This window comes from Streptomyces sp. SKN60 (genome assembly GCF_026236535.1).
Lineage (GTDB): Bacteria > Actinomycetota > Actinomycetes > Streptomycetales > Streptomycetaceae > Streptomyces.
This window is the reverse complement of sequence record NZ_JAHTMW010000011.1, coordinates 12,092-35,152: the sequence shown is the minus strand read 5'-3', so window position 1 is coordinate 35,152 and position 23,061 is coordinate 12,092. Positions and strand designations below refer to the sequence as shown.

Below are 23,061 nucleotides of genomic sequence, written 5' to 3'. Positions count from 1 at the left end.
AGGGCCCGTTGCGCTGTTGTCGGCAGGAGTGGAGACGGCCGCAGGGTTGCCCGCGCCCATCCAGGGAAGGCGCCGAAGGTAGAGCGGCCTCATTTCGGCTCGCTTCGGTGGATGTTGGGAGGCCGACGATGGCTCGGTCGGTGGGTATCGATCTCGGAACGACGAACTCGGTTGTGTCCGTACTGGAGGGCGGGGAGCCGACCGTCGTCGCGAACGCGGAGGGCGCGCGGACCACCCCGTCCGTGGTCGGCTTCGCCAAGGGCGGTGACGTGCTCGTCGGTGAGCTGGCCAAGCGGCAGGCCGTGACGAACGTGGACCGCACCGTGCGGTCGGTGAAGCGGCACATGGGCGAGGCGGAGTGGCGGTTCCCGGCGACTGGCGAGGTGGAGGGAAAGCGGTACACGGCGCAGGAGGTCTCCGCCCGGGTACTGCAGAAGCTGAAGCGGGACGCCGCGTCCTATCTCGGCGAGGACGTCACGGACGCGGTGGTCACCGTGCCCGCGTACTTCAACGACTCCCAGCGCACGGCGACGAAGGAGGCGGGCGAGATCGCGGGGCTCAACGTCCTGCGCATCGTGAACGAGCCGACCGCCGCCGCCCTGGCGTACGGCCTGGACAAGGAGAACGACCAGACGGTCCTCGTCTTCGACCTCGGTGGCGGCACCTTCGACGTGTCCCTCCTGGAGATCGGCGACGGCGTGGTGGAGGTCAAGGCCACGAACGGGGACACGCATCTCGGTGGTGACGACTGGGACCAGCGGGTCGTCGACCATCTGGTCAGGCAGTTCAAGAACGGGTACGGCGTGGACCTGTCCAAGGACAAGATGGCGGTGCAGCGTCTGCGCGAGGCGGCGGAGAAGGCGAAGATCGAGCTGTCGTCCGCGACGGAGACCTCGATCAACCTTCCGTACATCACGGCGTCCGCCGAGGGCCCGCTGCACCTGGAGGAGAGGCTCACCCGGGCGCAGTTCGAGAAGATGACGGAAGACCTGCTCGAACGCTGCAGGACACCGTTCCACCAGGCGGTCGAGGACGCGGGCATCAAGGTCGCCGATATCGATCACGTGATCCTGGTGGGCGGATCGACTCGGATGCCCGCGGTGACGGGACTGGTCCGGGAGCTGACGGGCAAGGACCCGCACAAGGGCGTGAACCCGGACGAGGTCGTGGCCGTCGGCGCGGCGCTCCAGGCCGGTGTGCTGAAGGGTGAGGTCAAGGACGTTCTGCTGCTCGACGTGACCCCGCTGTCCCTCGGTATCGAGACCAAGGGCGGCATCATGACGAAGCTGATCGAGCGCAACACCACGATCCCGACCCGGCGCTCGGAGGTGTTCTCCACCGCCGAGGACAACCAGCCCTCGGTGACCATTCAGGTCTTCCAGGGCGAGCGCGAGATCGCGGCGTACAACAAGAAGCTCGGCATGTTCGAGCTGACCGGCCTCCCGCCGGCCCCGCGCGGCGTCCCGCAGATCGAGGTCGCCTTCGACATCGACGCCAACGGCATCATGCACGTGACCGCGAAGGACCTGGGCACGGGCAAGGAGCAGAAGATGACCGTCACCGGCGGCTCCTCACTGCCGAAGGACGACATCGAGCGGATGATGCGCGACGCCGAGACCCACGCCGAGGAGGACCGGCGCCGCCGCGAGGCCGCCGAGACCCGCAACCAGGGCGAACAGCTCGTCTACCAGACCGAGAAGCTGCTCAAGGACAACGAGGACAAGGTCCCCGGTGACGTCAAGGCCGAGGTCGAGACGGCGATCGCCGAGCTGAAGGAGAAGCTCAAGGGCCAGGACGCCGCGGAGGTCCGTACGGCTGTGGATCGGCTGAGCACGGCCGCGCAGCGGATCGGCACCGCGATGTACGCCCAGCAGCAAGAGGCCCAAGGGGGCACCGGACCCACGGCCGGCGGCGGAGCCGGTGGCGAGGAGGACATCGTCGACGCCGAGATCGTCGACGAGGACAAGCGGGAGGACAAGGGCGAGTAGGCGTGGCGGAGGGACGACGGCAGCTGAACCGCATGTCCGAGGTGCGAGGCGATCGAGCCATGACCGAGAAGAAGATCATCACGGTGATCGGAGCGACCGGCAGGCAGGGCGGCGGGCTCGTGCGGGCCATCCTCGCCGACCACGACACGGGGCCGGGGACGGAGTTCGCCGTACGCGCCGTCACCCGACACCCCGACGGGGAACCCGCCCGGGAACTCGAACGCCTCGGTGTCGACGACATCGTCCGCGGCGACATGGACGACGAGTCGAGCCTCGCGCCCGCCTTCGAGCACGCGTACGGCGCGTTCCTCGTCACCAACTTCTAGGAGCACATGTCGGCCGAACGCGAGAAGGCCCAGGCCCGCGCGGTCGCCCGGGCCGCCTCGCACGCCGGCGTCCAGCACGCGGTCTGGTCGACGCTCGAGGACACCCGGGAGTGCGTCCCGGTCGACGACGACCGCATGCCCACGCTCCAGGACCACTACAAGGTGCCGCACTTCGACGGCAAGGCGGAGGCCGACCACTACTTCCTCGAGGAGGCGGTGCCGACGACCTTCCTGCGCACCACCTTCTACTGGGAGAACCTGCTGGCCGCCTTCGCCCCGCAGCGCGGTGCGGACGGCGCCCTCGAACTCACCTATCCCATGGGGGAGAGCAGGCTCTCCCCCATCGCGGTCGACGACATCGGCAGGACCGCTCTGGCCGTCCTCCGGCGCGGGGCCGACCTCATCGCCGCCACGATCAGCATCGCGGGCGAGCACCTGAAGGTCGCCGACATGGCCGCGGCGCTCTCGACGTCCGTCGGCGTGCCCGTACGGTACCGGCCGCTCACCGCGGACGAGTGGCGCGCGCAGGGCACCCCGGGCGCCGGCGAGACGGGCAACATGTTCCAGTACTACGCCGAGTGCGAGCACCGCTTCACCGCCGCCCGGGACCTCACCGCCGTACGTGAACTCAACCCGGCCCTGCAGGACTTCGCGACCTGGCTCGCCGCCCACCGCGACAGACTGCTCACCGCCTGGCAGTGACACACGACCGTCGTTGCCGCCTCACGCGCACCCTGCGGCGTGCGCCGCTCGGAGTCGGAAAGTCGTAGGACGGTGAAATCGCTTGTTGTCGTGTACCCGCCGTCACGGACCGGAGGACGGCGCGTCACCATGCGGGCCACGATCCTCGGCATCGCCTACGACGACTGGGACCTCATCGATGTTCGTAAGGCAACAGGGACCAAGGGCCGGAGCAGGATGGCGGTCGCCGGCCGGCGGCGCCACCCGCCGACCGCGACTGAGTCGATGAGCGATGCCACCCCGGCGGTCCCTGGTCTCCCCGAGTCTGTGACCGTTGCCACCAGGCGATCACGCCCGGCAGCGCCGTCTACGGACGACCGGGACTCATCCATCGCCCACCCCGACGACCCAGGGCAGGACGGCCGGCGTCCCGTGGCCGCGTGCGGGGTCGAACACCTCGCCGAGCTCCAGCAGCACTACCGTGAGCGGCCTTTCGCCAACGAGGAACTGTGGACGTGCATGTTACGTATCGCTTCCCACTCCCTCGGCGGTGGTGCCGGGGCGGACGATGACGACCGGGCAGGAGGCATGCACGGCGCATTGCTGGCTGACTGAGCCGAGGAGCAGGCTGGCGAATCCGCCACGGCCTCTGCTGCCCACGACCAGCAGGTCCGCGCCCACCGACGCCTCGGTCAGGACACTGGCCGGGTTGCCGCGGGCCACATGCTCCTCGAGCTGTACGTCGCCGGTCCGGTCGATCACGGCGCGGATCTCGTCGGACACCGCCTGCCTGGCCTGTCCCGCGTCGAAGGCGGCATCCACGGCCGGCGCGGACCAGCCCACCGCCCCGGGCACGTCGTAAGCACCCCAGGCTTCCAGCTTCGCGCCCGTCAGGCGAGCCTGCTGTACCGCCCACCGCAGGGCCTCGTACGAGGCCGGGGAGCCGTCCACTCCGACGACGATGCGGCGGCTCTCCTCGGAGTGCTCGCTGATGTTCATTTCGCAGTCCCTTCGCAGGCGAACTGTCCGCGAGAGCCACCCCCTCAACCGACCGGCTACCCGGAGGGGCGTTCGCTACGCGTACCCACGGGGATGGGTGGCCGACGGCGGGCAGGGCGGCCTTCTGGCCGGCGGCGTCGCCGTGGCGGCACGATCGGGGTCGGCTCTGTCGTATCCGCTGAGCGGCTGTGCGGCACTGCCCGCAGACCCCTAGGACGCGACCTGCGAGATCCGGGAGGGGCGGCGCCAGCGCCTGCGATCCGTGGCTCCGCGGCCAGGCCGCGGTCACTCAGGCTGTACGGCGCTGATACGCGCTGTCGCGGCGGAGCTGCTCCGCGCGGAGCACGAGGCTGTCGATGTTCTCGGCGAGGTCCGGGCGGGTGGCACGCAAGTGCTCCCGGGCGCCGGTCAGCGGGGCGACGAGCACGGCGGCGTCGTCCTCGCCGAGGGCGCGGTCGAGCTCGGCGAGGATCGCCCGGGCCTCCTCGGGGAGGCCGGTCAGGACGGTGATCTGGCCGGCGAGGCGGCGCAGGTCGGCCGCGTGGCCACGGGCCCAGGCGACGACCGCCCGGTCGGCGGCCCGCCGGTCGCGGGTCGCCTGGACGCGCTGCTCGGCGGTGCTTCCGGCGGTGCCCGGACGGAGCCGCAGATAACGACGCTCCGCGGCCTGCCGGCTGGCCACGCCGAGCGGGTGCGCCAGCTCCGCCCAGCTGGCGCCGGTCCGGCGGGCCTCTTCGATGAGCCCCGATTCCCAGCTTCCGAGCTCGTCGCGCACCTCGCGCAGCAGCAGAAGCGAGGCCAGCGCCCGATCCGGCCCGTCGCCGACGAGCTCGTCCTCGGCCGACGCGCGGCCGATGGCGTCCGGGGTGGCGGCGCGTGCCGTACGCAGGGCCGCGCTGATGACGTCGAGTGCCTCGGTGGCGGCGAGGAGCGATTTCGGTCCCGGACGCACGTCGCCAAGCCCGCCGACCGCCCTGCCCGGCGCGCTCCCGCCGCGCCGGCGGCGCTCACCACTCCGGTCACTCGCAGTCATGGCCATGAGCTCTTCCGATTGGTCACCTTTTCGACGACAATTTCTCTTGTCATCAGATTGATGACATGCTACACCGGAATCAGGTGAAAAGCCTCAATAGAGGACGACTGAACCGACTGGAGGTGTTCTTGATGCTGATGCGCACCGACCCGTTCCGCGAGCTCGACCGGCTCACCGAGCGGCTGCTGACCCCGGGCACCTGGTCGAGGCCGTCCGCGATGCCGATGGACGCCTACCGGAAGGGTGACGAATACGTCGTCGCCTTCGACCTGCCCGGCGTGGCCACGGACGCGATCGACATCGACGTCGAGCGGAACATGCTGACCGTGAAGGCCGAGCGGCGGCCGGCGGTGGAGGCTGACGACGTCCAGATGGAGCTCTCCGAGCGGCCACTGGGTGTCTTCTCCCGCCAGGTCATGCTGGCCGACACCCTCGACACCGAGCACATCGCCGCCGATTACGACGCAGGTGTCCTCACCCTGCGCATTCCGATCGCCGAACACGCCAAGCCCCGCAAGGTCACCATCGAAAACCGGGGCGACCGCAAGGAGATCAGCAGCTGAGACGAGCCGCAGCCGGCTCTGCACGGAGGGCGGGGCGCGGATCCTCCCCTTTCCGGCCCCGCCTTCCGCATCCACCCACCCCCTTCCCTCCTCCGACGACGGGACGGAACCGATGCTGATGGACGTGTTCCTCAAGGAAGTCCGGGAACGCGGAGAGTACGACACCGACGACGAGGCCGACCGGGCGGCTCGCGTGGTCTTCGCGCTGCTCGGAGCCCATCTGGTCGGCGGCGAACGCACCGAACTCGCCGCACGGCTCCCCGAGACCTACGCGCTGATCCTGCTCAACCCTCTCCAAGCCGCCGAGCCCCTGGCTCCCGAGCGCTTCGTGCGCGCCACCGCCGCATGGATCGACGGAGCCACCAATGAGACCGCCCGGTGGGACATCGGCGCCGTGCTCAGCGTGGCGGCGGACGCTGCCGGAGCAGACCTCACCCACCGCATCCTGACGCAACTGCCCCCGGGCTACGACGAACTCTTCGGCCGACCGACGCACCATGACCGGTGACGGCATCCTGGCGAACTGTCCAGGGGAAGGAGGTCCTCCATGGTCCTCGTCACAGCCGATCTGATCGGCGCGCCGTGCTGGCTCAGCCTGGAGGCACGCGACCGGAGCACCGCCGAGCAGTTCTACGGGGCCGTGCTGGGCTGGTCGTTCCGCCAGGGAACGCTCGGCCAGGCGTTCTCGGTCGCCGAGGCGGAGGGAACGCCGGTGGCCGGCATCGCGGCCGTGGCCGGTGAACTCGCGGTGCCCGTCGCCTGGACGCCGTACTTCGCCGTCGCCGACGCCGACGACGCGGTGGCCCGGGTACGCGAGCGCGGTGGCACGATCGGCGTCGGCCCCGTCCGCTACCCGCCCAGCGGCCGCGCGGCCCTGGTCGCCGACCGCGAGGGCGCGACCTTCGGGATCTGGGAGGGACGGGTCCTGTCCGACTGGCGGGTCGGCGACGAACCGGCGCCCGCGTGGCTGGAGCTGCACACCAGAAACGCGTTCGACGCCGCCCTCTTCTACGGTGAGGTCCTCGACTGGACCGCCGCCCAAGGCGTGGGCTGCTGCGACATCGCGTACGAGGACGATCAAGTCGTCCTGCGGCGCGACGGCGAAGCAGTGGCCCGCCTCAACACCGTCGAGGAAGCCGCCACCAAGCCGCAGCGGCGACCGCGCTGGCTGGTCCACTTCAAGGTCCCCTCGCTGAAGGAGGCCACCGCGACGGCCGTCGAGAACGGCGGCACCCCCGTCCAGAACGGGCTCTGGCCCGCCGGCGAACGCCAGGCGACTGTACGTGACCCGGACGGCGCCCTGTTCACCCTCGACGAGTCGCCCACCACACCGCATTTCGCGGTCCCTGACGCATCCGTCACGTCCTGACGACACGCCCCGGCCGGGTCGGGTGACCGGCTCCGGCGCGGGCACCGGGCCGGGAACAGGCCCCGGCTGCGGACCCGGACCCGGGCCCGGCGCCGGTGTAGGACTCGGCGGAACCGGATCATTGGGCGGCGTGCCCATGGCAGCCGGGCTCCGACAGGTCCGCGGGATCCGGCGGGACGGGACGCGTCGGAGGGCCTACGTCACTCGCCATGATCACGCCAGCTCACAAGGCCATCGGGCAGCGGTTTTCTCCCCTTCGACTGCCCGGGCGGGGGCCGCTCACTAGGCCGGGCATAGCGGTACGTCGTACGGGAACGCGCCCATCAAGGGGAGCCGATGGGAGGAACGTCATGACCCGGCCGGACACACCCAACCCGAAAGAGCAGCGCCCCGAGGTGGTCGTTCACGACCGGCGGCGGATCGACCCGGAGACCCTCCAGCTGCGGGAACCCGACGAGATCCCACCGGAGCGCGAAGGCGGCGAGCACGTGCTGGAGCCACCGGACCGGGCCGGCGTCCTGGAAGCCGAGCTCGCCGAGCGCACCGCCGACCTGCAGCGCGTACAGGCGGAGTACGAGAACTACCGCAAGCGCGTACGGCACGACCAGGAGGCCGTGAACGAGATCGCCACCGCCAAGGTCCTCGAAAGCCTCCTGCCCATACTCGACGCCATCGACCGGGCCCGTAGCCTCGGCGAGGTGAACGGTGGCCTGTGGGCCGTGGCGGAGGCCCTGGAGGAGACACTCGCGGGCCTCGGCCTGGAGCGCACAGGCACGCCGGGAGAGCCCTTCGACCCGGCCCGCCACGAAGCCGTCGACCACGAGATCTCCGACGACGTCGACACACCCGTCTGCACCGCCGTCCTCCGCCCCGGCTACCAGCTGGGCACCCGCCTGCTCCGCCCCGCCCAGGTGTCCGTCACCGAACCCCCGGAACACCCCGCCGCCGCAGCAGGGGCACACGAAAGCTGAGCCGCGCGGCGACGAGACCCCGACCGCCTCCTCTCCGCCGCCCGTCATCCAAGATCGTCGCTGGCCAGGCGCAGCGCCGGCTCCGGGAGGACGGCATCGGTGAGGCTGGGTGCCCGCGCGGCCAGGACCTCGACGGCCTCCCGGATGTACCGATACACCGTGGCGATGCCGGCCCCGAATCCCGCGGCGAGTTGGGCGTAGGTGTTCCCGCAGCGCAGGTAAGCGAGGGCGAGCAGGGCTTGGTGTCCAGTCGTGAGTCGGCGCCACCGGCTGCCGGTGCGCTTGCGGTGGGCTGACAGGTGACGGGTTGGATACCGCAGGCTCGTACTGGCAGATCAATCGCGGATGGGCAGACAAGCGCACGAAGCTCCTGGTGCATACGGGCGATCTTGGTCGTGAACCCGTCTACCAGGAGCTTCGCGACGTCAAAAGCCCGGGCCGCACAACCAACCTGCCGCGCCATCAGGTTGGAAAGGGCTCTATGGCTCCTGGAATGACTTCCTTTTGATTGGTTCGACGACGAGCGTCCTGCGCAGGAGTGCGAAGCATGACACCCATGCAACGGCGAAGGGCAGCCGTTCCGGGTCTAAGGCGCCTTCAGCGACCGTTGACAGGCTTCACCATGCCGCAAGAGGGGGGGATGTCGGAGCTCTGGCAGCGGTCCGTGAGGGCCCGAACCCGCGTCGGTGTTCTGGCGGCCGCCTACACGAGCAACTGCGCGTTGCCCTCGACCATCAAGCCTGGGTCGGACGCCCGTGAGCACGTGCCGCGTTTCAGTGCGTACGCTGCGGGCGTCCGGCCGTTTTCGAGGAAGAGCTGCGGATGACTGAGAACCCGTCTGTATCCGGCCCGCGCCGGGACATGGCGATGCACAACGACTGGTGGGTGTCAGGGTGGGACCACGTCCTGCCCCGCCAGGGCTTCCCGCTGACCATGCTGATCGGGACCGCGAGCCAGCCCGGCTTCACCGGCTCCCTGGACGACCTGCTGCAGGAGATCTTCGGCGGCCACTGGGACATGATCGGCGGCGATCTCGATGGTGCGCTCACGTTCTCATGGCCCGATGAGGAGTGGGACTACGAGGAAGCGCCAGAGGGCCGAGAGGCGTGCGAGGCGAGCCGCTGGGAGAAGTTCAGCGCCATGCTGACGGCCGCCGGCTTCCCAGTACCCAAAACGGTGCGGGAACTGTCCGAGCTCTACCTGACATGGGGCCTGGCGAGCCGCGAGGAGACGCCGGAGGGCACCCGGTGGTCGATGCCCACCGCGCTGCCGCTGCCCGGCGACCTGCTGCCCCTGGACACCGAAATCACCAAGCGGCTCGACAAGATCCGCTGGACGATGCGCACCGACCCGCTCGTCAACACCCTCATCAACCACCTGGTCAACGATCTGGGTGAACCGCAAGAAATCCTTACCTCCTTGGACCGGCTGGCGGCCGCCACCAGCCAGGACGCCAACGATGTCCGCCTCGCCCTGGCGGAGCTCGCGGAGTCCGGGGAGGCCCAGGTGTATCGCGGCCAGGAGCCGGCCGACGCGGAACGCCTGGAGGCACACCGGCGCTTCCGCCTGGTCATGGACTGGGAGCACTTCCACGAGACCCGGATGCAGCTGAATCTCGCGGGCGACGACGCCTGACGCAGACTACGCAGGGCACGGTGGAACGCAGGAACGCGCCCAATCGTGGTCCGCGGCAACAGCGTCTCAGGAAAGTCGTCCGGCCAGCCAGCGCGAGAAGGTCGGCCGTAACCTCGCGATCGTCGGCCAGGACAGCAACAGCAGTGCGTCTCCGTACGGGCGGAGCAGTTCGAGACGTTCGCGGGCCCGCAGAGGGCGAACTTGGCCACGGCGACCTTCTCGCTCATGCCGAGCGCCTGCGGTGTACGGGCTGGCGGCGACGGGGCCGTCGACTGTGAGGAATTAGGCGGACTCGCCGATGTGCTGCCGCTGAGTGGGGGTTTGTTGGTGTGTGGGGTGTGGGCTGGTCTGGGGTTATGTGTTTTGTGTTGAGGGCGGGTGGGTTTGTTGTAGGTAGTTCTGGCGTGTAATGGCTTGGTGTGCGTTTGTGCTGGTCAGGGCTGCTTTTGCGGTCTGGCAGGTGGGGTTATCAGCGTTGGCGGGGATGGCCCCGGCGGCGCCCCGCCTGCTCCTGAAGAACGCCTGTTTCCCGTGTTCGCGGATGGTCCCTGACCGGCGGCCGGGAGCGTGCCGCCGGTCGGCTGTTCCCCGTGCCCGTGGGGAGACCACCGGCGCCGCGTTCAGCGGCACGGCGGCGCCGACTGCTTTCCGCGCTTGCGGGGATGGCCCCGACGTCGTGGACATCCGCAGGCATGGCCCGGGCTGCTCCCCGCTTACGCGGGGGTCGCCCCGACTTCTTCGGCGGGGCGACCGAGGACCGGTACCGTTCCCCGCGCCCGCGGGGGATGCCCCGGCGCCCCAAGTGCCGGTCGGGGTCGGGCATTGTGGGTGCGGCTGTGCGGAGGAATGTTGTTGCTGTGGCCGGCGTGGCTCCGGGAGTGCCCGGCGGGTTGCTGCTGCGCCGGCTGGTTGTGGCAGATGCCGGCCGTGTCCGTGCGTGCCCTTGTGCGCAGCGTGGGGGCGGGGTTCGGGCGCCTCGATGTCCTGGTCGGCAGCGCCGCGATCACCTACGACACCGCCCGGCGCGCTGTCCTGGCCGACCTCGCTGCGCTGGTCCGCGCCCGGCATCTGCGCCCACTGCCGCCTCGGGATCGAGGGTGCCGGCCGCGGCGAAACCCGTTGTCGACGGTCACGCGATTTTCCGGGGCCGACGTCGCGTGATTCCCCGGGCGTCCGTCTGTCTCCTGCCGCGGGCGGACTGTCGCTGCCGCCGAAGCTCAACCGGATAGTTCATCCGTATGTGTGCTACCGTCCGGGACTAAGCGGATGATCTATCCGATTGGCTGCCTGGTGGAGGAGTACATGGAGAAGACAGCAGTGGTCACGGCCGGAACAGGGGGCATCGGCCTTCAGACGGCGCTGGGGCTGGCCGCCGCCGGGTTCGCGGTCACGGTGATCGGGCGCGACGCCGGACGGGGAGCCAGGGCCGCCCGGCGGATCAACGCGACGGGCCCGGTGCACCCGGCCCGCTTCCTGCCCGCGGACCTCGCCTCGCTCGACCAGGTGCGTGCACTCGCCCGGACGATCGCGGCCGACCACGCCGCCTCGGGAGAACCGCTGACGGTGCTGGTCAACAACGTCGGGGCGATGTTCCCCGAGCGCCAGACCCTCGGCGGTGTCGAGGCGTCGTTCGTCGTCAACCACCTCTCGCCCTACCTGCTGACCGAACTGCTGCTGCCCACACTCACGGCCGGTGCGCCGAGCAGGATCGTGAACGTGACGTCGGGCGCGGTCGCCGTGGCCAAGCGCGTGTTCGACGCCGTCGAGCCGCCGGGCGGCTACTACGGCTTCCACTGGTACGGCCGCGCCAAGCTCGCCAACCTGGCCTACACCTTGGACCTGGCAGACCGGCTGGACGGCACCGGCGTCTCGGTCTTCGCCGCCGACCCCGGAGGGGCCGCGACCGACATGACCAACGGCACCATGACCGACCCGAAGATCGTCTCGCCCGCCCTGCGGCTGCTCTGGCCCCTGGTGCGCCGCACATTCGAGCGCTCGACCTCGCATCCGGCGTCCGCGGCAGCCAGGCCCTCCATCACGGCCGCCACCAACGAGACGTTGACGGGTCGAACCGGCATCGTCATCGGCGCCCGGGCGCACCCGGTCGCCCCGCACCGGGCGGCGGCCGACCCCCGCGTCGCCGAAGCCGTACGCCGACTCAGCGAACGGCACGCGCCGCTCACCCCCGCCTGAACGTCGTACGCGCGGCGCGGCGCCGCGGGTACCGGGCGGCAGGGCGGAACCATCCGGATGAACCATCCGATTAGCATGGCCTCATGACGACGCCTCTACGCAAGGACGCGGCCCGCAACTGGCAGCGGATCGTCTCCGTCGCCCGCGGCCTGGTCGACGAGGGCACACCACTGCAGCTCAACGACGTCGCACGCCGGGCAGGACTCGGGGTCGGCACCGTCTACCGGCACTTCGCCACGCCCGAGGCGCTGCTGGAGACCGTCGCTGCGCCGTGCCTGGAGGCCCTGGCCGCCCACGGCCGGCAGGCGCTGACCGATGCCGACCCCTGGCGCGGCCTGACGGGCTTCCTCTTCCACACCGTCGAGGCGCAGGTCGCCGACGCCGCCCTGCCCCCCGTCGCCGCGGCGGCCACGGACGCCGTGCCGCGCACCACGGAACTCAAGGAGTCACTGGCGTCGGCCGGCGCCACCCTCCTCGCCCGGGCCCGCGATGCCGGAGCGGTCCGCCCCGACCTCGCCGCCGCCGACCTCGTCCCGCTCATGTGCGGCATCGCCCACGCCGCGAACGTCCACGGCGGCACCCCCGCCGACCGGGCCGACACCGCACACCGCTACCTCGCCACCCTCCTCGAAGGCTTGCGCACGACACCAACGAGCGCGTGAGCGGACCCGCCCACCGCACCGCGCCGGCCGCGGCAAGCTTCGAACTGATCGACGAGGGGGCCGGGGTCCACCCGTCCCACATGTTCGGGACGATGAAGTACACCGACGGCCGAGTCATCACACCGCACGAGGGTGTGTTCGCGTGGCGCATGTACCGGAGGTTGTAGATCAGTGAAGGTTGAGGACGTCATGAGCTTCCTCGTCGACCACAGGGCTCCGAATGTCACCCCTGGGTATGTCGCGGAGCAGCTGCTCTCCATGTCCTGGATCATCGATCCCAAGGACGGGGCGGAGATCTTCGAGACAGGGAAGGCGTGGCTGAAGTCGGACGACCCGTTCCGGGTCGAGGTCGCGATCGGACTGGAGAACCTGACCTATCTGGCCGACTCCTGGGAGGAGCTGGTCGAACTGGCCGAGCCTCTCAAGGAGAAGTTCCCCACGATGGTCGCCGACATCGACGCCTGGATGGCGAGGGCTGAAGCCTCGTACGAAAGGCGCCGGACGGGTTCCTTCTGGGACGACTACAAGCCCCACTGACGATTCGCCCCCGGCAAGCAGCCGCACAGCAAGGACGACACACGGTTCGACTGGTAAATCCAGCACCTGCGTCGCTCCCCAGTGACGACCAGCAGTTACGGGACAACCCTTATGAACGGTCACGTAATTCGGCTCTGTCGGGGATCTTGTGATGCTCCTTCAAAGGCAGGGGCGGTGGGTCACTTCGCAGCCTGTTCTGCCGATGCTGACTCGAGGCGGAGAAGTTCTTCGGCGGAACAGTCGGAATCAGGGTCTTCTACCAGGCAGAGATTGAGTCCGTGCTCGTCCCGCCGGACCAGAGCCGACAAGAGACAGGAGTCTTTGGGAGGGTCGATGCTCAGGGAGACGGTGTCGCCGCTGGTGAGCGCGTCGTCAGCGAAGGAGGAACCCGTCTCGTCGGGTGCGCTGAAGAAGCTCCAGTGGCCGGTTGCAGTGTCCGGGCATGATGTGCCTCCCAGCATCGCACTGTTCAGGCCTTCACCCGTCATACCGTGGTCCGCCCGCAAGTGGAGAAGAGCGCCACCAGGGCTACTCCACTCGCCCGTAAGTGCCGACTGATCAATGCGAGCCGCATCTCCACCTGCATCAGCGCAAGCAACACAAGCCCACGCCAACGCGGCGACCAGAGCCGACCATCGTCTCGCTGAAGTGCTCATCCGCATCCCACCCGCCTCCCGACTGAACGCGTTCAGAATAGACGGCAGGTTCGGACGATCTCACAGCGGGAGGCCTCTGGCGCAGAGTTAGAAGCCGTATCTCAATCGATCTTGGAACGTGCAAGTCGAACAGAGTTCCTGGTCGGGTGATCTTCCAAGCGCACGTGTGCGGCAACGCGGCCGCTCATCCGGACCGGGTGCGCCGCTATCTGTCGGACATGACGGACGCGGAGTGGGCGGCTGGTGTACGAGCAGACTAGTTCGGGTGCCCGGGCGGACCGAGCGGGAACGACGGGGACGGGGACTGTCGGAGGCCTCGCGTAGGTTGAGCACCGTCGCAGTCGAACGGAATGAACGAGGAACACGGTGAAGGCATACGACCTGGGGTTCGGAGAGTCCGTGGACGCGCTGTCGGTCCGGCCCGGCAAGCCCGTCGAGATCGATCTGCCCGGGGCCCGCGTCGCCGGGTGGTGCGGCGGTCGTGCGCCCGGCATCGGAACGGCTTCCTGGCCCCGGAGCCCTGTCACGGGACTGCCGATGACCCATGTCATCACCCTCGAACTGCCGGAGGACTACCGGCGCAAGGGCCAGGACCTGGTAGCCGTCTCCTTCTTCCACGCCGACGACCACGTCGCCGACGACATCGAGGGCGTGGACGAGCTGCTGGCGGGCACCGTGCCCACCCCGGAGCAGGCCGCCGATCCGTTCCTCGCCGCGGTGGCCGCGACGGCCGCAGCCCGCCACCCCCGGCAGCAGGACCTGGAGGACGTGATCGGCGGCGCGCACGCGCTCATCTGGCTCACCGCCGCGGAGTTCGCCGCGCCCCGCATAGATCCCCCGGCCGACATTCGGCCGGACGGCCTCGGCGACAAGTACAGCCGCGGCCAGAACGCCTGGGACGACAGCGCCCCCGAAATCACGGTCTGGATCGGGGAGCGCACCGGCGACCCGAACACCGGCATCGCCCCGGCGGAGGACGGCGAGGGCGGCTACGTGGAGGCCTGGTCCTCGGACGACAAGGATCTCGACGCGTTCTGGTCGTCCGTCGAGGGCATCTCGCACCTCGGCGGAACGGTGATGCCCTGCCAGACGTTGCCGGAGGGGCTGACGCCGTACGTCTTCGAGCTGGAGGACGGCGTCGGCGGGGTCAACTTCGGCGGTGGCAACGCCCAGATCGACCTGGAGTCGGGCGTCTTCGACTGGGCGCAGTAGCGGGCAGCGCGCCCGCGCGGAGCCGAGCGGGACCGAGCAGTACGCGACCAGCGGCGGCGCCGAGGGCGTACGGGCGTCGGCGCACACCCCGTGGCGTCCGTCGGCCCCGGCGCGTACGTCCACGACCAGGGCCGGCTGGTCCTCCTCGTGGAGCCGCCGCACCGCCCGGTCGAACAGAGTTCCTGGTCGGGTGATCTTCCGGCCGTGCGTGCATGAAGGCAGGGCCTCCTGGTAGCTCGGGGGTGCGATCCCATACGAGCGGTTCCGGAGACCCTGTTGTCGTTGTTGTACGTGCCCCAGCCCCTTCACTTCAACTTGCCCGCCGTGTCGTGCGATTGCCTCGCGCACGTGTACGGCAACGCGGCCGACCATCCGGACCGGGTGCGCCGCTATCCGTCGGACATGACGGACGCGGAGTGGGCGGCTGTCCGGCCGTTGCTGCCGGTGCCGACCTGGCTTCAGGGCAGGAGCGGGCGGCCTGAGGGCTACTGCCACCGCCAGCTGCTGGACGCGATCCGCTACCTGGTCGCGGGCGGGATCTCGTGGCGGGCGATGCCCGCGGATTTCCCCGCCTGGGGCCGGGTCTATGCCTTCTTCCGCCGCTGGCGTGAGCACGGGCTGATCACCGAGTTCCACGACCGGCTGCGCGGGAGGGTGCGTGAACGCGAGGGCCGTGAGGCCTCACCCACGGCGGGGATCATCGACGCGCAGTCGGTGCGGGCCGCCGCGACGGTGCCGGCCGCCTCACGTGGCTACGACGGCGGGAAGAAGGTGCCCGGGCGCAAACGGCACATCGTGACCGACACGCTCGGCCTGCTCCTGGTCGTCGCGGTGACCGCCGCGAACATCGGCGACCGGGACGCCGCAACGGGCCTGCTGAGGCGTGGTTAGGGCGTGTCTGGGTGTCGGGGGATGCTGTCGTGGAAGAGGCAGGACGGGGCCGGCCGGATTTGAACCGGCGTCCTCCTACATGCGGTGAAGGCGCGACGACCTCTGCGCTACGAGCCCCGTCCTGTCAGGGATCTTACGAATTCAGGCGCCTGGCTGCCGCGTTTATTGAGGGCTGACCGGCACTGTGAGAGGACGGCATCACAGGAGTTGCGCCGGAACCGGTTCTCGCAAGGGAGCAGCCGCTTTCCCTTGGGCCCGCTGGTCTTCGTGTGTGTGGGCGGGGGAGGGGGGCGTTTTGTCGGGTTCTTTGAAAGTGGTGGCGTTGGGCTTGTTGGTGGTGGAACGCTGCAGGTCAGACAGTCTGCTCCCCGCATGCGTGGGGATGTTCCCGGCCCGCCGACTTGTCGTCTGGCCGGCCGTCCATGCTCCCCGTACGCGCGGTGCTGACTAGCGCCTCAATTTCCCAGAGACCTTGCGCGAGAGTTTCCCACCTTCACATCCAGGACCTGCTGGAAGAGCCTGGGGTTGCGGACATCCAGTGAGAGTTTGTTGGGAAAATGAGTGCAAACCTGCAGGAAGGTTTGATTCAAGTCGGAATAGAGGCATGTCAAAGACTTCGAGTCGTGCAGGTCACTGGCATCGCGTGTGGGGAGCGGTACACCATGCGCGCACTGCTGTTGGTCCGCAGAGTGTCAGCCCCATGTACGTGGGGAGCGGGGTGTTGCAGGTAGTACCTAGGTGCGTGTTGAGGTGTCAGCCCCATGTGCATGGGGAACGGTTCCTGTAGCCCGGTGAGCAGCCGGAGGACATCGTGTCAGCCCCATGTGCGTGGGGAGCGTCACGGAGACCGAGATGCGGGCGCCGGCCAGGAGGCGTCAGCCCCATGTGCGTGGGGAGCGGGCGACAGATCGAATGCGTGCGTCATCGGGCCCGGTGTCAGCCTCACGTGCGTGGGGAAGCGGTCCCGGAATGAGCGCCTCAGGACTCCACGGGTGGTGTCAACCCCATGCGTGTGGCATCGAGATCCCCGTCCAGGCCGGCGGCTGGGGACCATCGCCACAAGATGTCGGGAGTGGCTGAAAGCGCGCTCCACGAGGGACCCCGTGCACGTGTCAGCCCCATGCGGGTGGGGAGCGGTGTATATCAACGCCCTCGCCTGGCACGCGGCAGGTATCAGCGCCAAAGCACGGGGAACGGGTGCCACGCCGGCTCGCACGGACGACCTGATGTGTCAGCATCCCCCGTTTCGCCGGGTTGGGAGAGCGGGGAACGGCCTCACGAGCGTTGCGGCGACGGGGCGCACTGTCTGGCGCTGGAGCAGGCGGTGTCGAAGTGTGACCACACCCGAGTCAGCCCCACTGCGTTGATCGGTGGGACGGCCTACATGCACATCACCTGCCTTGGCCGGAGCGGGGACTGGACGAGACGGCTGTTCTCCGTGGTTGAGCGCGACGAGAGTGGGAAGGCCGGATCCGACGAAGAAGAGCTGCGTGGGGCGCCCGCAGCGCAGTGGTCGGCCGCTGCATGGCTTGTCATCGTTGTCGCACAAAGTCGCCCCTCTGAGTGGCGACTTGAGGCCCTCTTCACCGAAATGAGGTAACTGCCTCGTCCTTTCCGCCTGCTGGTGAGGAGGTGAGGGTAGCGAACGATGCGGGCCCGACCAGGACCCGCATCGTTTGCCAGCAGAGGGAGGGCTTGGGTCGTGGGGGTGGTGGACGACGGCCGGAACGGAGGCCTGCCGCTGTGTCTGTGGGGGAAGTGGAAGTTCAGCAAGCGGTTTCAGCTGGGGTATCCGGTGTTGTTTCACATGCTCGATGTGGCGGCGATCGCGGGGGTGTTGTGGCACCGCTATCTCACCCGACAGGAGCGACGGCTGATCGCCGCGGGCTTGGGGCTGGGAGCGGCGGACGCGCGGCGGGTGGTGATGTTCTGGGCCGGCTGTCATGACCTGGGGAAGGTGAGCCGGTTTCAGGAGTGCGAGCCGGCCGGCTGGGCGAGGGTGAGTGATGACCTGCAGGCGGACACCGGCGGATGGCGTCTGATCGCCCACGAACGGGCTTCCATGCATGCGATGGTCGGGATCCTCGCCGGCTTCGGATACGAGCGGACGGGCAACGCGAGTCCTGCGGTGCGGGCTGCGCAGATCATCGGCGGGCACCACGGATGGTTCCACCAGTGCGACGTGTACGGGGCGGCGAGCGGCCCGAGGGTTGCCGCCGAGCTTGGCGGGCCGCTGTGGCAGGACATCCGGTGGCGGTACACCGCGCAGATCCGGTATCAGACCCAGGCGCTGGCGGTGCCGCCGCGGGTGTCGGTCCCGGCGGCCGTGCTGATCGCGGGCCTGATCATGGTGGCGGACCGGCTCGCGAGCCAGCCGCATGTGTGGATTCCGCGCGCGATGGCGCCGGCGTTCGGAGCGAGCGCGCACTACGCATCGGCCTGGCGGCCCGCCTCGCAGGAGGCGGAAGAGCCGTGGGCGGCGGCCGTGGTGACCGCCTCCGGGCTGGAGCGGGCCGACCTTCCCGAGGTCCCCTTCACCACCGCACATCCTCACCTCGAGCGCCCGAACCAGCTGCAGGCATCCCTGATGAACCAGCTCGATCAGGCGGTCGCGGCAAACGGCGCCGGGATCCTGGTCATCACGGACAGGACCGGGGCCGGGAAGACCGTGGCGATGCTGGAGGCCCAGAGAATCTTCAACCTCCACTGCGGGACACGCGGTGCGGCTATCCTCCAGCCGTCGACCGCGATCGCCGACGCCATGTACGAAACGCTCAGGGACTACGTCGCCGCACACCAGCCGGAGCGCGCCCCCGTATCCCTGGTACACAACCACAGCTGGCAGAACACCGCCTACACCGATCAGTTCCTCGCCCGCAACGGGCAGATCACCCTCGACGAATACTTCACCGACACCCCCGAGGCCGACGGCCGCCCCGAGAAGAAGGTGACAGTGCCCGACCCGTGGCTGCGAGGCTTCGACCGGGCACTGCTCGCCCAGTTCACCGTGGCCACCCTCGACCAGACTCTGATGAGCGTACTGCCCACCCGCTACAGCGCCTTTCGGATGCTGGGCATGTCCGGACGCACCGTGATCATCGACGAAGCGCACGCCTACAGCCCCTACACCCTGAGACTGATGGAACGGTTCGTGCACTGGCTCGGAGCATTGGGATGCCCAGTGGTGGTCGTCTCGGCAACGCTGCCGGCGGCGGTATCAGCCGGCCTTGTGCGGGCCTATCTCACAGGCGCCGGCCATACCGGCCTCGCGGGCCGCAGTGTCACGGTCCCTTACCCGGGGTGGCTGTTCGCCGCCGCCAGCGATGCCTCGACCACCGTGATGGCCGACGGACCCCGGCGCCTGCATGTGAAGGAGCAGCGCTCCACGATCGAAATGATCATCCGCGACGTCACGTACCAGCGCCTGGGAGAGGAGACGCGAGCCATCGCAGCGGGGGAGAGGCTTGACCGGATCGTCCAGGAGATCCAGCCCGTGGCCGAGCACGGAGGATGCGCAGCTGTCGAGTGCGCCACCGTCGCAGACGCCCAGGACACCTACCTCCACCTGCGGAAGATCCTCAAGGCTGCGGGCATCCGCGCGGGAACCGACCTGGTCCTGCTCCACGGCCGCATCCCCGGGCAACGCCGGGGACCGCTCACCCGCAGGATTCGTGACGTGCTGGGGCCCAGGGGAAAGCGGCCCTACCGGCTGATCGTGGTGACCACCAGCCTGCTGGAGATGAGCCTCGACATTGACCTCGATGTCCTGGTCAGCGATCTCGCATCGATGCACAGGCTCCTGCAACGTGCCGGCCGGCTCTGGCGCTTCGAACTTCTCTGGCGGCAACAGAACACGACGAAACGCCGCGACCGCCGCCCGCCCTGGATCCGGGAGCGCGGACCGCGGCTGAGCGTCCTCAACCCTGTACACGAAGGCCGCACCGACATTCCGCAAGCCTGGCGCAGCTCGGACACGGAACTGTGGATGCACCAGAGCGCCGCGGCACTCCACACCGGCCTTCGCACCGTGACACTCCCCGACGACGTTCCCCACCTGATCGAAGAGATGCACGCCGGCACCGCCGGCTCGCACAGCGAGTTCGCCGCCATGGAAGCCGCCCACGTCTCCTCCCTCCGGTACGAAACCCACCTCGGCGACACCCAGGCCATCCCCCCGCCCGTGCGCATCGGATCGCTGGCCGACCTCCACCGCAGGCCCACGACCCCAGGCAACGCACCCACCCGCGCCGGTACCTGCCCCCGCCGCCTGCTGCCCTGCTACCTCCAGCCCATGACCAGCCACCTGACCCTGGACGAAAAAGGCACATGGCCGCTGCCCGCAGGACCGCGCCTGAAACCGGTAGAGATCCGCCGCCTGCTCCAGTGCGTCGTCTCCGTACCCGAATCCTGGGTCTCAGGACCGCCAGGGCAGGAGCAACCCGCTCTGCCCGAAGCGTGGCTCCAGCACCCCCTGCTTGCCGACCTCGTCCCGCTGTTCCACGATCTCGCCAGCCCCCAGCCTGCTTCGTTCGGGCGGCACTGGCTGTCCATGGACGCCGAACTCGGCCTCGTCCACAGGAAACAGGACTCCTGAGCCACTTGCCGCCTTCTGTGGGGGAGTGATGCGTGAGGCGAGTGGAGATCACTTTTCACGGCTCAGCGTCGATGCCGATGACGCTATGTTGTGCAACACCTGTAGCGCCAACGCCACAATCAAGAAGGCTCATGCCCTGGCGGGGCCTTACCAGAGATCGACTACCTGAGAAGAGTGTGATGTGTACAAGGCTGGAGATTGGCTGACGATCCTGGAGGGACCGGGCGAGGGAAAGACTCTGAAGGTTTCCTCCGTCCGGATGTTCGCCACGGACAATGGCTATTACCTGTCTGGCGGGGCTGGGCTCTACGGCCCGCGGCAGGTCTCCCTCGCTCGTGAACGTACCGGTGGCAACCCGTGCGGAAAGCCGTGTGACAAGCGCGTTCACGAACTGGTCAAGACGTGCGACCACTGCCGGGGCGTGTGCTTCTGTCGTTCTGCCCTCGGCCAGTAGTAGCGACGGACATCCGTCACCGCCCGCAACCCGTCACGCCGTCATCCGCATTGGTTCAGTGCCAATGGCGCCGCCCGCAGCTGGAGCTGGAGGCCAGGCAGGGTCGCCGGCATCTGGAGGGGATGGTGCCGCAGGAGATGCAGCCCGGCGAGGAGGCGGAGGTCGACCCCCGAACCTTGTCAAGAAGGGCGCCTGGCTGCTGTTCCAGATCTTCACCGAACGCGAGGAATGCAAGGCCACCGCCGTGGCCACCAACTCGCCCTTCGCCGACCCCAGGCTCTGCGCGGCCATCGCCGACCGGATCACCTTCCGCTGCGTTCTCATTCAGACCGGCATCGAGTCCTACCGCTTCCAGGCCACCGAAACCGAGCGCCGGGCCAGGACGACGATGACCCCCTACGCGCAGGCACGGGCACGGCCTGAAGGGTGACGGGGATCGGAGCAAAGCCTACTCACTCACGTCCCGTTCTGATCCCCTAGCTTGCTGTCCTGGGAACGCACGGCCACCAGCGCCTTGCAAAGCGACTCAGGCGGTAGGCGATATGAACCAGAAGACCGAGGGCACCGCCGCATGCCTCCTCGCTGGCCTAGGCGCAATGGCTGGACTGCTGGTGTGGGCACCGCGGGCCGCCTTCAGCATCGACGGCGGGTTCGAGGCCCATGCCCGCGATCTAAGCGCGATCTTCCTCGATCTGCCGCTCATTCTGCTCGGCGGCACAGTGGTTCCGCTCTTCACCTGGACGCTGACCACGCGATGTACGAGGCGCCCCTGGATTGCTGTATTCATGACCCTGGCGGCACTCGCTCTCGGGGTGTGGGCGCTCACCGAGTGGTACACGCCCCGCCAACACCCAGACCCCGGTTACACCGGCCCCGGACTTTGATCCCGACGCCTTCCACAGCGTCCCCATGTCACAGTCGGCGAAATCGCAGACCTCCAGGCGCTTGACTACTCACGGTTCTCAGTGCGGCGAGCGCCAACCTGCGCTGGGCGGCAACGACAGAGCCGGGCCCTTCTGATCCGCGCCTGTCAGGGACACGGCTCTGCCACGACGCTGACACCCCGACCACCCGTCAAGCAGCCCGGAAGTCACCCACCCGAAGGGGGTGGCTCTCAATCCCATTGCCGATCATGGACCTAGGCGGCCACCATCCCTTCCGCGGATGGACGAACGTGGCTCTCATTCCCGCTGCCCGAGTGGCTCCCGTTCACCCTGCCGAAAACAGGCCGGGATCGGCTGGGTGAGGTTCAGCGGGTTGCCGTCGGGGTCTTGGATATGGGCGACGCGCTGTCCCCATGGCATGTCGTTGGGGCCGCTGCTGATCGAGCCGCCCGCCTCCACCCGGCCGAGCGTTTCGTCGACGTCGTCGACATCGATGCTGAGCAGGATTCGCGGTGCCGCCCCAGTCCCCGGGTCGGGCTTGGACACCAGCCCGAGGTCGGTGTCGCCGATGCGCAAGCCGAGGTAGAAGGCCGGGCTTTCCGCCGGGACCCGAAAGATCTCCTTGGCGCCGAACAGCTTCGTATAGAAGCCGAGCAGGGCGTCGTGGTCGGCAGTCAAGATCACTGGCTGGATGGTGGACATGGCACTTCTGTCGAGAACGGTCGTGTCGCTGGGTAGACCGTTCGAGGACGGTGAACTCATCGGCCAAACCGCCCCGCCAGACGATCTACACCCCAGACTGCCGCCCACGACCAGCACGAGCACCCCGAAAAAAGACATCACACCTGCACCCTGACCAGCCACTTCAAGATGGCGCAGCTTCACTGCTCTCCGGCCGATTTCGGGATGTCGTAGTGACGGCGGTAGCGCCAGGTGGCGGATGCCTCCAGCTGAATTAGGTTGAGCCCGGTCTCTCGTATGAGCTGCTCATTGGTCAGCCTGTGCGAGTGCTGCCGCATGGCCCGGTCGATCTTCATCGCCCAGAGCTCTTCGTTGACGAAGGGGCGGCGCCGGTAGTGCTGCTGCAGCTCGGCGAGGTGAGCGGCGCTGCAGCAGGTCAGAACGCGCTGTCCGTCCCGCGCCGGGTTGATGGGGTGGACGCTGGAGGAGTCGCGGACACGCCCGTAGACGGCAGTGCCGACGGGGATGAGCAGAAACAGAGTGATCGGCCAACCAGACCAAGCTGCCATTACGCCACCAGCGGTATGCCCACACCGGGAGGCACCCCAAGCGCGCCGCCCAGAAACGCAGCTCCCCAGACCACCGCCCTCCAGGCCCTCCTTCAACCCGCCATGAACACCTGCACGGTTGTGATGCCAGAGCCGACGGGATCCCTCACTGCTTCGCCCTATG

At 68.8% G+C, this 23,061-nt stretch carries 20 protein-coding genes, 1 tRNA gene, 2 pseudogenes and 1 CRISPR repeat array; of the genes and pseudogenes, 16 read left to right on the top strand and 7 right to left on the bottom strand.

Annotated elements, in window-relative coordinates; translation table 11 throughout:
• Positions 1 to 128 precede the first annotated feature (128 nt).
• Together dnaK and KV205_RS19555 are read left to right on the top strand one after the other, a co-directional pair.
• A complete protein-coding gene (gene dnaK / locus KV205_RS19560) occupies positions 129 to 1,988 on the top strand; it encodes a molecular chaperone DnaK (protein WP_265865730.1) in 1,860 nt (619 codons plus the stop codon).
• 32 nt (positions 1,989 to 2,020) lie between these two features.
• Positions 2,021 to 3,016 (top strand): annotated as a pseudogene (locus KV205_RS19555) (NmrA/HSCARG family protein).
• A 501-nt stretch (positions 3,017 to 3,517) separates the two neighbouring features.
• Here KV205_RS19555 and KV205_RS19550 read toward each other — a convergent pair.
• Together KV205_RS19550 and KV205_RS19545 are read right to left on the bottom strand one after the other, a co-directional pair.
• On the bottom strand, positions 3,518 to 3,994 hold the full coding sequence (locus KV205_RS19550; RefSeq protein WP_265865729.1) for a universal stress protein: 477 nt from the start codon (positions 3,992 to 3,994) through the stop codon (positions 3,518 to 3,520).
• A 289-nt stretch (positions 3,995 to 4,283) separates the two neighbouring features.
• On the bottom strand, positions 4,284 to 5,027 hold the full coding sequence (locus tag KV205_RS19545; protein WP_265865728.1) for a hypothetical protein: 744 nt from the start codon (positions 5,025 to 5,027) through the stop codon (positions 4,284 to 4,286).
• A 131-nt stretch (positions 5,028 to 5,158) separates the two neighbouring features.
• Between KV205_RS19545 and KV205_RS19540 the strand changes: the two genes are divergently transcribed.
• The 4 genes from KV205_RS19540 (at position 5,159) to grpE (ending at position 7,930) form a co-directional block, all read left to right on the top strand.
• Positions 5,159 to 5,590 (top strand): Hsp20/alpha crystallin family protein, encoded by a 432-nt coding sequence (locus KV205_RS19540; protein ID WP_265865727.1) that lies wholly within the window; start codon positions 5,159 to 5,161, stop codon positions 5,588 to 5,590.
• Positions 5,591 to 5,702: 112 nt separating this feature from the next.
• Positions 5,703 to 6,098 (top strand): DUF2267 domain-containing protein, encoded by a 396-nt coding sequence (locus KV205_RS19535; protein WP_265865726.1) that lies wholly within the window; start codon positions 5,703 to 5,705, stop codon positions 6,096 to 6,098.
• A 39-nt stretch (positions 6,099 to 6,137) separates the two neighbouring features.
• Entirely contained in the window at positions 6,138 to 6,959 is an 822-nt protein-coding gene (locus KV205_RS19530; protein WP_265865725.1) for a VOC family protein, read from the top strand.
• A 350-nt stretch (positions 6,960 to 7,309) separates the two neighbouring features.
• Positions 7,310 to 7,930: a nucleotide exchange factor GrpE gene (gene grpE / locus KV205_RS19525; protein WP_265865724.1), complete on the top strand. Its 621-nt coding sequence runs from the start codon at positions 7,310 to 7,312 to the stop codon at positions 7,928 to 7,930.
• 89 nt (positions 7,931 to 8,019) lie between these two features.
• Here the strand turns inward: grpE and KV205_RS19520 are convergent.
• Positions 8,020 to 8,309, bottom strand: a pseudogene (locus tag KV205_RS19520) (transposase family protein); the annotation flags it as partial.
• Positions 8,310 to 8,791: 482 nt separating this feature from the next.
• Between KV205_RS19520 and KV205_RS19515 the strand changes: the two are divergent.
• The 5 genes from KV205_RS19515 (at position 8,792) to KV205_RS19495 (ending at position 12,957) form a co-directional block, all read left to right on the top strand.
• A complete protein-coding gene (locus tag KV205_RS19515; RefSeq protein ID WP_265865723.1) occupies positions 8,792 to 9,565 on the top strand; it encodes a DUF6042 family protein in 774 nt (257 codons plus the stop codon).
• Between the two features lie 1,302 nt (positions 9,566 to 10,867).
• Positions 10,868 to 11,758, top strand: a complete 891-nt coding sequence (locus tag KV205_RS19510) for an SDR family NAD(P)-dependent oxidoreductase (RefSeq protein ID WP_265865956.1) — start codon at positions 10,868 to 10,870, stop codon at positions 11,756 to 11,758.
• 83 nt (positions 11,759 to 11,841) lie between these two features.
• The gene (locus KV205_RS19505; protein ID WP_265865722.1) at positions 11,842 to 12,420 is read left to right on the top strand and encodes a TetR/AcrR family transcriptional regulator; all 579 of its coding nucleotides are present in this window, start codon (positions 11,842 to 11,844) and stop codon (positions 12,418 to 12,420) included.
• Complete coding sequence (locus KV205_RS19500) at positions 12,417 to 12,587, top strand: hypothetical protein (RefSeq protein WP_265865721.1); 171 nt, start codon at positions 12,417 to 12,419, stop codon at positions 12,585 to 12,587. Before KV205_RS19505 ends, KV205_RS19500 begins: the two co-directional genes overlap by 4 nt.
• A 22-nt stretch (positions 12,588 to 12,609) precedes the next feature.
• Positions 12,610 to 12,957 carry a hypothetical protein gene (locus KV205_RS19495; RefSeq protein WP_265865720.1) on the top strand — a complete coding sequence of 116 codons (348 nt, stop codon included), beginning with the start codon at positions 12,610 to 12,612 and terminating at the stop codon, positions 12,955 to 12,957.
• A gap of 179 nt (positions 12,958 to 13,136) precedes the next feature.
• Here KV205_RS19495 and KV205_RS19490 read toward each other — a convergent pair whose 3' ends face one another.
• A complete protein-coding gene (locus tag KV205_RS19490) occupies positions 13,137 to 13,445 on the bottom strand; it encodes a hypothetical protein (RefSeq protein WP_265865719.1) in 309 nt (102 codons plus the stop codon).
• A 534-nt stretch (positions 13,446 to 13,979) separates the two neighbouring features.
• On the opposite strand from KV205_RS19490, the gene KV205_RS19485 reads away from it, so the two are divergent.
• Both KV205_RS19485 and KV205_RS19480 read left to right on the top strand, forming a co-directional pair.
• The gene (locus KV205_RS19485; protein WP_265865718.1) at positions 13,980 to 14,825 is read left to right on the top strand and encodes a hypothetical protein; all 846 of its coding nucleotides are present in this window, start codon (positions 13,980 to 13,982) and stop codon (positions 14,823 to 14,825) included.
• A 291-nt stretch (positions 14,826 to 15,116) separates the two neighbouring features.
• Positions 15,117 to 15,716: an IS5 family transposase gene (locus tag KV205_RS19480; RefSeq protein ID WP_265865955.1), complete on the top strand. Its 600-nt coding sequence runs from the start codon at positions 15,117 to 15,119 to the stop codon at positions 15,714 to 15,716.
• Between the two features lie 44 nt (positions 15,717 to 15,760).
• Here KV205_RS19480 and KV205_RS19475 read toward each other — a convergent pair.
• Positions 15,761 to 15,834: transfer RNA gene (locus KV205_RS19475), tRNA-Ala, on the bottom strand.
• A gap of 571 nt (positions 15,835 to 16,405) precedes the next feature.
• Positions 16,406 to 16,677: direct repeats of the CRISPR family, unit length 28 nt; unit sequence GTGTCAGCCCCATGTGCGTGGGGAGCGT.
• Between the two features lie 741 nt (positions 16,678 to 17,418).
• Between KV205_RS19475 and KV205_RS19470 the strand changes: the two genes are divergently transcribed.
• From KV205_RS19470 to KV205_RS19460, 3 genes are all read left to right on the top strand, one after another.
• Entirely contained in the window at positions 17,419 to 20,310 is a 2,892-nt protein-coding gene (locus KV205_RS19470) for a CRISPR-associated endonuclease Cas3'' (protein WP_265865717.1), read from the top strand.
• Between the two features lie 698 nt (positions 20,311 to 21,008).
• Positions 21,009 to 21,194: a hypothetical protein gene (locus KV205_RS19465; protein WP_265865716.1), complete on the top strand. Its 186-nt coding sequence runs from the start codon at positions 21,009 to 21,011 to the stop codon at positions 21,192 to 21,194.
• A 112-nt stretch (positions 21,195 to 21,306) separates the two neighbouring features.
• Positions 21,307 to 21,648 carry a hypothetical protein gene (locus KV205_RS19460; RefSeq protein WP_265865715.1) on the top strand — a complete coding sequence of 114 codons (342 nt, stop codon included), beginning with the start codon at positions 21,307 to 21,309 and terminating at the stop codon, positions 21,646 to 21,648.
• Positions 21,649 to 21,945: 297 nt separating this feature from the next.
• Here KV205_RS19460 and KV205_RS19455 read toward each other — a convergent pair whose 3' ends face one another.
• Together KV205_RS19455 and KV205_RS19450 are read right to left on the bottom strand one after the other, a co-directional pair.
• Positions 21,946 to 22,350: a VOC family protein gene (locus KV205_RS19455; protein ID WP_265865714.1), complete on the bottom strand. Its 405-nt coding sequence runs from the start codon at positions 22,348 to 22,350 to the stop codon at positions 21,946 to 21,948.
• A gap of 179 nt (positions 22,351 to 22,529) precedes the next feature.
• Entirely contained in the window at positions 22,530 to 22,898 is a 369-nt protein-coding gene (locus KV205_RS19450; protein ID WP_265865713.1) for a hypothetical protein, read from the bottom strand.
• Positions 22,899 to 23,061: the final 163 nt, after the last annotated feature.

Excerpts from the sequence above, each read along its gene's own strand:
- dnaK (WP_265865730.1), top strand. The coding sequence starts at position 129 with ATGGCTCGGTCGGTGGGTATCGATCTCGGAACGACGAACTCGGTTGTG.
- KV205_RS19550 (WP_265865729.1), bottom strand. The coding sequence starts at position 3,994 with ATGAACATCAGCGAGCACTCCGAGGAGAGCCGCCGCATCGTCGTCGGA.
- KV205_RS19545 (WP_265865728.1), bottom strand. The coding sequence starts at position 5,027 with ATGACTGCGAGTGACCGGAGTGGTGAGCGCCGCCGGCGCGGCGGGAGC.
- KV205_RS19540 (WP_265865727.1), top strand. The coding sequence starts at position 5,159 with ATGCTGATGCGCACCGACCCGTTCCGCGAGCTCGACCGGCTCACCGAG.
- KV205_RS19535 (WP_265865726.1), top strand. The coding sequence starts at position 5,703 with ATGCTGATGGACGTGTTCCTCAAGGAAGTCCGGGAACGCGGAGAGTAC.
- KV205_RS19530 (WP_265865725.1), top strand. The coding sequence starts at position 6,138 with ATGGTCCTCGTCACAGCCGATCTGATCGGCGCGCCGTGCTGGCTCAGC.
- grpE (WP_265865724.1), top strand. The coding sequence starts at position 7,310 with ATGACCCGGCCGGACACACCCAACCCGAAAGAGCAGCGCCCCGAGGTG.
- KV205_RS19515 (WP_265865723.1), top strand. The coding sequence starts at position 8,792 with ATGGCGATGCACAACGACTGGTGGGTGTCAGGGTGGGACCACGTCCTG.
- KV205_RS19510 (WP_265865956.1), top strand. The coding sequence starts at position 10,868 with ATGGAGAAGACAGCAGTGGTCACGGCCGGAACAGGGGGCATCGGCCTT.
- KV205_RS19505 (WP_265865722.1), top strand. The coding sequence starts at position 11,842 with ATGACGACGCCTCTACGCAAGGACGCGGCCCGCAACTGGCAGCGGATC.
- KV205_RS19495 (WP_265865720.1), top strand. The coding sequence starts at position 12,610 with ATGAGCTTCCTCGTCGACCACAGGGCTCCGAATGTCACCCCTGGGTAT.
- KV205_RS19490 (WP_265865719.1), bottom strand. The coding sequence starts at position 13,445 with ATGACGGGTGAAGGCCTGAACAGTGCGATGCTGGGAGGCACATCATGC.
- KV205_RS19460 (WP_265865715.1), top strand. The coding sequence starts at position 21,307 with ATGAACCAGAAGACCGAGGGCACCGCCGCATGCCTCCTCGCTGGCCTA.
- KV205_RS19455 (WP_265865714.1), bottom strand. The coding sequence starts at position 22,350 with ATGTCCACCATCCAGCCAGTGATCTTGACTGCCGACCACGACGCCCTG.
- KV205_RS19450 (WP_265865713.1), bottom strand. The coding sequence starts at position 22,898 with ATGGCAGCTTGGTCTGGTTGGCCGATCACTCTGTTTCTGCTCATCCCC.